General features: G+C 71.7%; 6 protein-coding genes. 3 read left to right on the forward strand and 3 right to left on the reverse strand.

What is annotated here, in order from left to right; genetic code table 11:
* Positions 1-36 precede the first annotated feature (36 nt).
* Genes ACJA3G_RS23395 through ACJA3G_RS23405 form a run of 3 tightly spaced genes read right to left on the reverse strand, consistent with a single transcriptional unit; the run spans position 37 to position 3,722 of the window.
* Positions 37-1,023, reverse strand: a complete 987-nt coding sequence (locus tag ACJA3G_RS23395) for an ABC transporter permease (protein WP_406554995.1) — start codon at positions 1,021-1,023, stop codon at positions 37-39.
* Positions 1,020-1,958 carry an ABC transporter permease gene (locus ACJA3G_RS23400; RefSeq protein ID WP_406554996.1) on the reverse strand — a complete coding sequence of 313 codons (939 nt, stop codon included), beginning with the start codon at positions 1,956-1,958 and terminating at the stop codon, positions 1,020-1,022. The genes ACJA3G_RS23395 and ACJA3G_RS23400 overlap by 4 nt, the downstream gene beginning before the upstream one ends.
* 15 nt (positions 1,959-1,973) lie before the next feature.
* Positions 1,974-3,722 (reverse strand): ABC transporter substrate-binding protein, encoded by a 1,749-nt coding sequence (locus ACJA3G_RS23405; protein ID WP_406554997.1) that lies wholly within the window; start codon positions 3,720-3,722, stop codon positions 1,974-1,976.
* Between the two features lie 281 nt (positions 3,723-4,003).
* Between ACJA3G_RS23405 and ACJA3G_RS23410 the strand changes: the two genes are divergently transcribed.
* The 3 genes from ACJA3G_RS23410 (at position 4,004) to ACJA3G_RS23420 (ending at position 7,960) form a co-directional block, all read left to right on the forward strand.
* Positions 4,004-5,374: an aldehyde dehydrogenase family protein gene (locus ACJA3G_RS23410; protein ID WP_406554998.1), complete on the forward strand. Its 1,371-nt coding sequence runs from the start codon at positions 4,004-4,006 to the stop codon at positions 5,372-5,374.
* A gap of 100 nt (positions 5,375-5,474) precedes the next feature.
* Positions 5,475-6,740, forward strand: coding sequence for an alpha/beta fold hydrolase (locus ACJA3G_RS23415; RefSeq protein WP_406554999.1), 1,266 nt, complete (start codon positions 5,475-5,477; stop codon positions 6,738-6,740).
* A 35-nt stretch (positions 6,741-6,775) separates the two neighbouring features.
* Positions 6,776-7,960, forward strand: a complete 1,185-nt coding sequence (locus tag ACJA3G_RS23420; RefSeq protein WP_406555000.1) for a M6 family metalloprotease domain-containing protein — start codon at positions 6,776-6,778, stop codon at positions 7,958-7,960.
* The last annotated feature ends 436 nt before the right edge of the window (positions 7,961-8,396 follow it).

Here is an 8,396-nt window from a genome sequence, read left to right on the forward strand (position 1 = left end):
GCCTGCTGGCGGGCGCGGTGGGGCGGGTCGCGTCCATCAGTACCTCACTCGCGGGTCGACGACGGCGTAGAGCAGGTCGACGGCCAGGTTGGCGACGACGATGAAGGCGGCGGCGAGCAGGGTGACGCCGAGGATGACGGGCTGGTCGCCGCTGGACAGGGCGCCGTAGAAGAGCCGTCCGATGCCGGGCAGCCCGAAGATGGACTCGGTGATCACCGCGCCCGCCAGCAGGCCGCCCAGATCCATCCCGAAGATGGTCAGGATCGGGGTCATGCCCGCCCGCAGACCGTGCTTGACGACGACCGTGCGGCGGGGCAGGCCCTTGGCGCGGGCGGTGCGGATGTACGGCTCCGCCATGGTCTCGATCATCGAACTGCGGCTCTGGCGCGCGTACATGGCCGCGTACAGCACCGCCAGCGCCAGCCACGGCAGGAGCAGGTTGGAGGCCCAGTGCAGGGGGTCCGAGCCGAACGCCACGTACTGCGGGTAGGGCAGCAGGCCCGCCGTCCTGATCAGGCCGTAGATCAGCATGATCGAGGTGAAGTAGACGGGCAGCGAGGCGGCGGCGACCGCGCCGACCATCAGGACCTTGTCCGTCAGGGTGTCCTTGCGCAGGGCCGCGGTGACCCCGGCGGTCAGCCCGAGCACCAGCCACAGGACGGCCGCGCCGAGCGCCAGGGAGGCGGAGACGGGGAGCCGGTCCATCAGCAGGCCCCACACCGACTCGCTGTTCTCGTACGAGTAGCCCAGGCACGGGAAGTCGCAGTGCAGCGCGTACTGGCCGCTTCCCATGGTGCGGCCGGTGAAGATACCGGAGGCGAAGTGCCAGAACTGCTGCCACAGCGGCTGGTCCAGCCCCATGTGGGTGCGGATCGCGGCCAGGCGCTCGACGCTGCACGACTTGCCGCAGGCCGCGGCGGCCGGGTCGGAGGGCAGGACGTAGAAGATGGTGAAGGTGACGGCGGCGATCGCGATCAGGACACCGCTCACCCCGAGCAGCCGGCGGCCGATGTAGAAGATCATGAGCGGCTTCCCCTCGGGTCGAGGATGTCGCGCAGCGCGTCGCCGAGCAGGGTGAAGGCGAGCACCGTTAGGAAGAGGCAGGTGCTCGGGATGACGAAGTACATGGGGTCCGTGTCGTAGAAGGCGACGCTCTCGGCGATCATCTGGCCCCAGGAGGGCGTGGGCGGGCGGACGCCGACGCCGAGGTAGCTCAGGGCCGCCTCGGTGGCGATCATGCCCGGGATGATGAGGGTGGTGTACGCGATGACGGGCCCCGCGACGCCCGGCAGGATGTCGCGGGTGAGGATCCGCCAGGGGCCCGCTCCGTTGACCCGCGCCGCGTCGACGTACTCGCGGTGCTTGAGCGAGAGGGTCTGACCGCGGACGACACGGGCGATGCCGGGCCAGCCGAACAGCCCGATCACCGCGGTCATCAGGGCGATGCGGTTGACGTCCTTGGCCACCGACATCATCGCGATCATGAAGATGAGGGAGGGAAAGGACATGGTCAGGTCCATGAGCCTGCTGAGGACCGTGTCGGTGCGCCCGCCGAAGTAACCGGCCGCGATCCCGGCGGCCGTGCCCGCGACGACGACGATCGCGGTCGCGGTGAAGGCGATCAGCAGGGAGACCTGGGCGCCGTGCACCACCCGGGCGAACAGGTCGCGGCCGGTGACGGGCTCCACGCCCAGCCAGTGGTCGGCGGAGATCCCGCCGAGGGTTCCGAGCGGCTGGCCGCCGAGGTAGGGGTCGATGGCCGTCTTGTCGAACTCCTCGGGCGACCAGCCGCCCAGCCTGCTCAGCAGCGGGGCGGCGGCTGCCATGACGACGAAGAGGGCGACGACGGCGAGGGAGATCTTGACGGAGATACGGCGGCGCAGTTCCGCGCGGGCCAGCTGCCAGGGGCCGTGGCCGGCCGGGGCGGCCTCGGGTACGAGGGTCGTGGTCGTGGTCATGGTCGGAACTGGTCCTCAGCCCTGGCTCTTCGAGGGGTCCTTGAGGCCGACCGTGGCGTAGTCGAGCTGACCGCCGAAGGAGGTCTGGCCGTAGGCGCCCGCGATGTTGGTGCCGAGCACCAGCGGCCAGCGGCGCACCAGGACGGGGACGGCCGGGGCCTTGGCGAGGATCTCGCCGTCGAGCTGCTGCCAGGCGGCGTTGGCCTGCTTGGCGTCCGTCATGGCGGAGATCTCGTCCATCTTCTTCATGGTCGCGTCGTCGCGGAAGAGCGAGTGGTTGCCGGAGTTGCCCTTCTCCTTGATGTAGCGGCCGTCGAAGACGAAGGGCAGGAACGTGGAGCCCGAGGGGTAGTCGGGACACCAGCCCGTGTAGACGATGTCGGTCCGGTTCTTGGTGTCGCCGATCGTCGCGTAGAACGCGGACGGGTCGACGGTCTCGATGGTGACCTTGATCCCGGCCTTGGCGAGCGCCTGCTGGATGGCCTCGCCGCGCCCCTTGTCACCGGTGGAGACGGTCATCTTGGTGCTGAAGCCGTCCGGCTTGTTCGCCTCCTTCAGAAGCTCCTTGGCCTTCGCCACGTCACCGGCCACGGGCACCTTCGCGGTGTCGGGCTGCTTGCCGCCGAAGAGGGAGGCGGGCATGTACGCGGTGGAGGGGTCGTTGAAGGCGGGCCCTCCGGACGCGGTGAGGACGGCGTCCTTGTCGAGGGCGTACTGCACGGCCTGACGGACCTTCACATCGTCGAAGGGGGCGTGGCCGGTGTTCATCTGGACCATGTCCGTGCAGTTGGTGGACTCGGCGATGAGCCGCTTGCGGACCTCGGCGCTGGGCAGCACCTTCGCCGCGCTCTCCGGACGCAGCGCGCCCCAGGAGACCGCGGAGGCGTCCGCGCCCTGGGAGGCGATGAGCCGGTCGTCGATCTGGTTGGCCTTGAGCCCCATGACCATCACGAGTCTGTCCGGGTAGGCCTTGCGCACCTGGTCGGTGGCGGCGTCCCAGTGGGTGTTGCGCACCAGCACCAGCTTCTTGCCCCGCTCATACGACTCGATCTTGTACGGCCCCGAGGAGAACGGCCGGTTGTCGTACTGCGGCCCCTTGTCCTGCGCCTTGGGCACCGGCGCGAAGGTCGGCATCACGGTGGCGTTGGGGAACTCCGCGAAGGGCTTGCGCAGTTCGAAGACGATCGTGTGGTCGTCCGGCGTCTTGACGGAGTCCAGGTGCTTGCCCTGGGCCGGGCCCTGGTAGCCGTCTGCGCCGGCGAGGTAGCGCGCCGCGTAGTCGGCGCCGCCGGGCAGGTCGGGGGAGAAGGAGCGCTCGACGTTGTACTTGACGTCCTGGGCGGTGACGGGGCTGCCGTCCTCGTAGGTGACCCCCGGCTTGAGATGGAAGGTCCAGGTCTTCGCGCCGTTGGAGGAGGTGCCCAGATCGGTGGCGAGGTCGGGGACGAGCTCACTGCCGCCGGTGCCTGGGGCCGCCTTGTAGGTGACCAGGGTGCGGTAGAGCATCCGGGTCCCGAAGTCCATGTCGTTCATCACCCAGTTGCGGGCGGGGTCGAGGTGGGTGAAGTCCTGGTTGGACAGCACGGTCAGGGTGCCGCCCTTCTGGGGGGTGCCGCCCACCACGGTGCCCGCGTTGGCGGTCGCCGGGTTCTTTCCGGCGTCCGGGCCCGCGTCCGCGTGCTTGGTCTTCGAGCAGCCGGTCGCCCCCAGGGCGAGGGAGGCGGCCAGGGCGGTGGCGAGGGCGGTGAGAGTGCGCTTGTTCATCAGTGGTCACTCCGAGAGCGCGAGAGCAGTCCGACAGCCAGAGCGGCTGGAATGTGACCTGTAACATAGTAATGTGAAATTGTACTGACAACCCCTCGGCCACTCCTTTATCCACTCGTGTCCCAACGGCTCACGAGGAGCCGCCTCTTGGCCAGCAGAGTGCAATGTGAAATATTACTGCCCGCCCGCCCAGAGCTCCGGGCCGAGCGGAACCTCTCCCGAGCTCCGCACGGCGACGACCGACCTGGCCGTACGTCCCTTTCCCCTGGAGGACTCCTCCCGTGACCGCTGACGCCACCCCTCTCATCTCCCGCAACCCGGCCGACCCCGCCGACGTCCTCGTCCGGATCCCCGCTCCCGGCCCGCGTGCCACCGCCGACGCCGTGGAGCGCGCCCGAGCGGTCCAGCCCGGGTGGCTGGACAGCGGGGCCGCCGCGCGTTCGGCCGCGCTCGGCGCCGCCGCCGGGGTGATCGAGGCCGCCGCGGACGAACTGGCCGCGCTCGCCGTGCGCGAGGTGGGCAAGCCGCTCACCGAGGCCCGGGCCGAGGTCGCCCGTACCGTCGCCATCTGGCGCTACTACGCCCAGGCCCCCTACGAGGCCGTCGGCACGGTGCACGAACCCGCCGCCGGGTCCGGGCTGCTCCTCACCCGCCGCCGCCCGCACGGCGTCGCCGGGCTCATCACACCGTGGAACTTCCCCTTCGCCATCCCGAGCTGGAAGGCGGCCCCGGCGCTCGCCGTCGGCAACACCGTGGTACTCAAGCCCGCTCCCGAGGCCACGGCCTGCGCCCTGCGTCTGGCCGAGCTCCTCCACCAGGCCCTGCCCGCCGGGGTGTTCACGGTGGTGCCCGGTGCGGCTGCCGAAGGGGACGCGCTCGTCCGCAGCGCCGACGTCGTCTCCTTCACCGGCTCGACCGCCGTCGGCCGGGCGGTGGCACGGACCGCCACCGGGCGGGGTGTCGCGGCCCAGGCCGAGATGGGCGGCCTGAACGCCGCGATCGTCCTGCCGGACGCCGACATGGGCCGGGCCGCCGCCCACCTCGCCGCGGCGATCGCCGGATACGCGGGCCAGAAGTGCACCGCCACCAGCCGCGTCATCGCCGTCGGAGCCGCTCTCGACCCGCTGCGCGAGGCGCTCGCCGCGGCCCTGCGGTCACTGCCGGTCGGCGACCCCGCCTCGGCGGACACCGTCTGCGGGCCGCTCATCGACGAGCGCGCCCGCGACCGCGTGGGCGAGGCCTCCCGTGGCCTCTCCGTGCTCGCCGGAGGGACCGCGCCCCGGCACCCGGGCTGGTACACCGCACCGACCCTGGTGGAGAAGGCCGGCCCCGGACATCCGCTGCTGTGCGAAGAGGTCTTCGGGCCCATCGCCGCCCTGCTGCCCGCCGACGACCTCGCCCACGCGGTACGGATCACCAACTCGGTTCCGTACGGCCTGGTCACCTCGGTGCACACCGCGGACCTGGACACCGCACTGCACGGCCTGGACCGGCTCGACAGCGGCATGATCCGCGTCAACGCGCCCTCCACCGGCGTGGACTTCCACCTGCCGTTCGGCGGCACCAAGGACTCCAGCCACGGACCGCGCGAACAGGGCCGCGCCGCCCTGGACTTCTACACCTCCAGCCGCACCTACACCCTTGCGCCGTAGCGGACCGTGTGACCCGTAGGGCACCGGCTCTCCCACCCGGCACCCGGCACCCGGCACCCACATCCGGCACACACCGCCGCCCGCGTCGCGAAAGGCACCCATGAACCCGGCGTACGCAACCGTCGACCATGTCTTCACCGTTCCGCTGGACCACAGCGACCCGCACGGGCCGACCCTTGAGGTCTTCGCCCGTGAGGTCGTCGACCGCGCCCGGGCGGGCGAACGGCTGCCCTGGCTCCTCTACCTCCAGGGCGGACCCGGCGGCAAGTCGCCACGGCCGTCCGCCGGTTCACCGGGATGGCTGGAGCACGCCCTGCGCACCCACCGGGTGCTCCTGCTCGACCAGCGCGGCACCGGCCGCTCCACCCCCGTCACCGGCCGCACGGCCGCGGGCTTCCCCTCCCCGGCCGCCTTCGCCGACCACCTGGCGCACTTCCGGGCCGACGCGATCGTCGCCGACGCCGAGCTGATCCGGCGCCGGCTGTGCGGCGACGAACCCTGGGAGACCCTCGGCCAGAGCTACGGCGGCTTCCTCACCCTCACCTATCTGTCCCAGGCCCCCGAGGGGTTGCGCGCCTGCTATGTGGCCGGCGGTCTGCCCGGTCCGACGGCCACCGCCGACGACGTGTACGCCCGCACCTACCCCCGGGTGCGCGACCGGGTCCTGGAGTTCTACGCCCGCTATCCCGAGGATGCCGCGCGTCTGCGCCGTATCGCGGACCTCCTCTCGGCCGGCGACGTACGCCTGCCCGACGGCGACCGGCTCACCCCACGGCGTCTGCGCACCCTCGGCCTCGCCCTCGGTATGGGTGACGGCTTCGAGCGAGTGCACTGGCTGCTCGACGAAGCCCTCGACACCGAGGGGGAGTTGAGCGACACCTTCCTCCACCAGGTGCTGGGCATGACCGGCTTCACCGGCAACCCCCTCTTCGCCATACTCCAGGAGACCCTTTACGGGCAGGGCGCCGAGCCCACCGGCTGGGCCGCCGACCGCGCGCTCCGGGACTTCCCCGAGTTCGCCGACGACGCCGATCCGCTCCTCCTCACCGGCGAGATGATCTACCCCTGGATGTTCCAGGAGATCGCGGCCCTGCGCCCCTTCGCCCAGGCCGCCGAACTGCTGGCCGGACGCACCCACTGGCCGTCGCTGTACGACACCGGCCGGCTCGCCGCCAACGAGGTGCCGCTCGCCGCGGTCGTCTACCACGACGACATGTACGTGGACGCGGGGCTCTCGCTGCGCACCGCGCGCCAGGTCGGCGCCTGCCGGGTCTGGGTCACCAACGAGTGGGAGCACGACGGACTCACCGCCTCGGGCGGCCGGGTCCTCTCCCGTCTGATGGACCTGGCCGCAGGACGCGCCTGACCACTTGTTCCGTCCCGACCCCCCGGAGGAAGACCATGCCCGTCCGCGCACCGCGATCACGCCCCCTCGCCACCGCTGCCGCCGCCCTCGCCCTGTGTCTGGCCGGGGGCGGCGCGGCTGCCGCCGCACCCCGCCCGCACCCCGCGCCCGCCTCCGACTGCGCGCTGCCCGGCCGCACGGGCTGGACCGACGAGGGCCACGACACCGACCGCACCCAGTTCCAGAAGTCCACCGGCACCCACCGCGTCCTCACCCTGTTCGTCGACTTCCCCGACACACCGGAGACCGGCTCCACCGACCCGTACGCCGCCCAACTCGCCCCGGCCGCCGACTGGATGCGGACGGCCAGCCACGGCAGCTCCCGCCTCGCCCTCACCCCGCTGCGCCGCTGGATACGGATGCCCGCGGCCTCCACCTCGTACGGCTTCGCGCGCGGCATCACCTTCGAGGCCCACGAGAAGTACGTGCGCGACGCGGTCGCCGCCGCCGACCCGTACGCCGACTTCTCGCGGTACGACATGGTGTACGTCGTCCCCACCCGGGCGGCGACGGCCATCCCGTTCTCCCCGACCTACCTCTACGACCCGGCCACCGCCGGCATCACGGCGGACGGCACCCGGGTGAAGTGGGCCGTCACCTTCGGCCAGGACATGTGGCACTGGGGCCCCAAGGTCGCCGACCACGAGACCGCCCACACCTTCGGTCTGCCGGACCTGTACTCCTTCACCGGGGCCACCCACCAGTACGCGGGCGGCTGGGACGTCATGGGCGACATCGCGGGACCCGCCCCGCAGTACCTCGGCTGGCACTCCTGGAAGCTCGGCTGGCTCCGCGACGACCAGGTGGCCTGTCTGGCGGCGCCGGGGCAGCGCACCGTCCGCCTCACCCCGGTGGAACGCCCGGGCGGCACGAAGATCGCCGTTCTGCGTACCGGCGGGACGACCGCGTACGTGGCGGAGTCGCGCCGCGCCGAGGGCAACGACGCCGCCGCCTGCTCCACCGGCGTGCTCGTCTACAAGGTCGACTCGGCCGCCGCGACCGGTGAGGGCCCGATCCGGATCGCCCCCACGCACCCCGCCACCGTACCCACCGGCTGCACCGAACTGGACCTGGCCGCCCGCGCCCCCGGGCAGAGCTTCACCGACCCCGCCACGGGGACCCGTATCGACATCCTGGCGGGCGGCCCGGCGGGCGACACGGTACGGATCAGCAAGGGCTGAGCCGTCATGCGCCGGAGTGCAGGTTCGCGCCCAGGTTTGTGTGGATTGCCCGGCGTGCGACACCGATCGCGCCCCCGACCGTAGGTGGGATCGGACCCCACCATTTCACCGTGCGGTGTCAGTTGATCGGAGTGATAGAAAGACCCCGAGTCGCCAACCTGGCGATGTCACCAGCGAGTTCGGGGGAATCAGCGCTGTGAGCCACCCACCCAGAGAGCAACCGCCGCAGGAGCCGGTGCCGGGCAACCCATATGCCTCGCCCGGGAGTTACGGGCCAGCGGGTCCCGCTCGGCCCGACGTCTATGGGCAGCATGGCCCGGCGCAAGCAGGTGGCTACGGCTCGCCGTCGGCCGCACACGACTACCCGCCGCAGCCTCCGTACCCCGGCGGTTACGGGCTGCCGGACCCGTCACCGTACCCCCACACCCCGCCACCG

It is taken from the genome of Streptomyces sp. YS-3 (assembly GCF_045257485.1).
Lineage (GTDB): Bacteria > Actinomycetota > Actinomycetes > Streptomycetales > Streptomycetaceae > Streptomyces.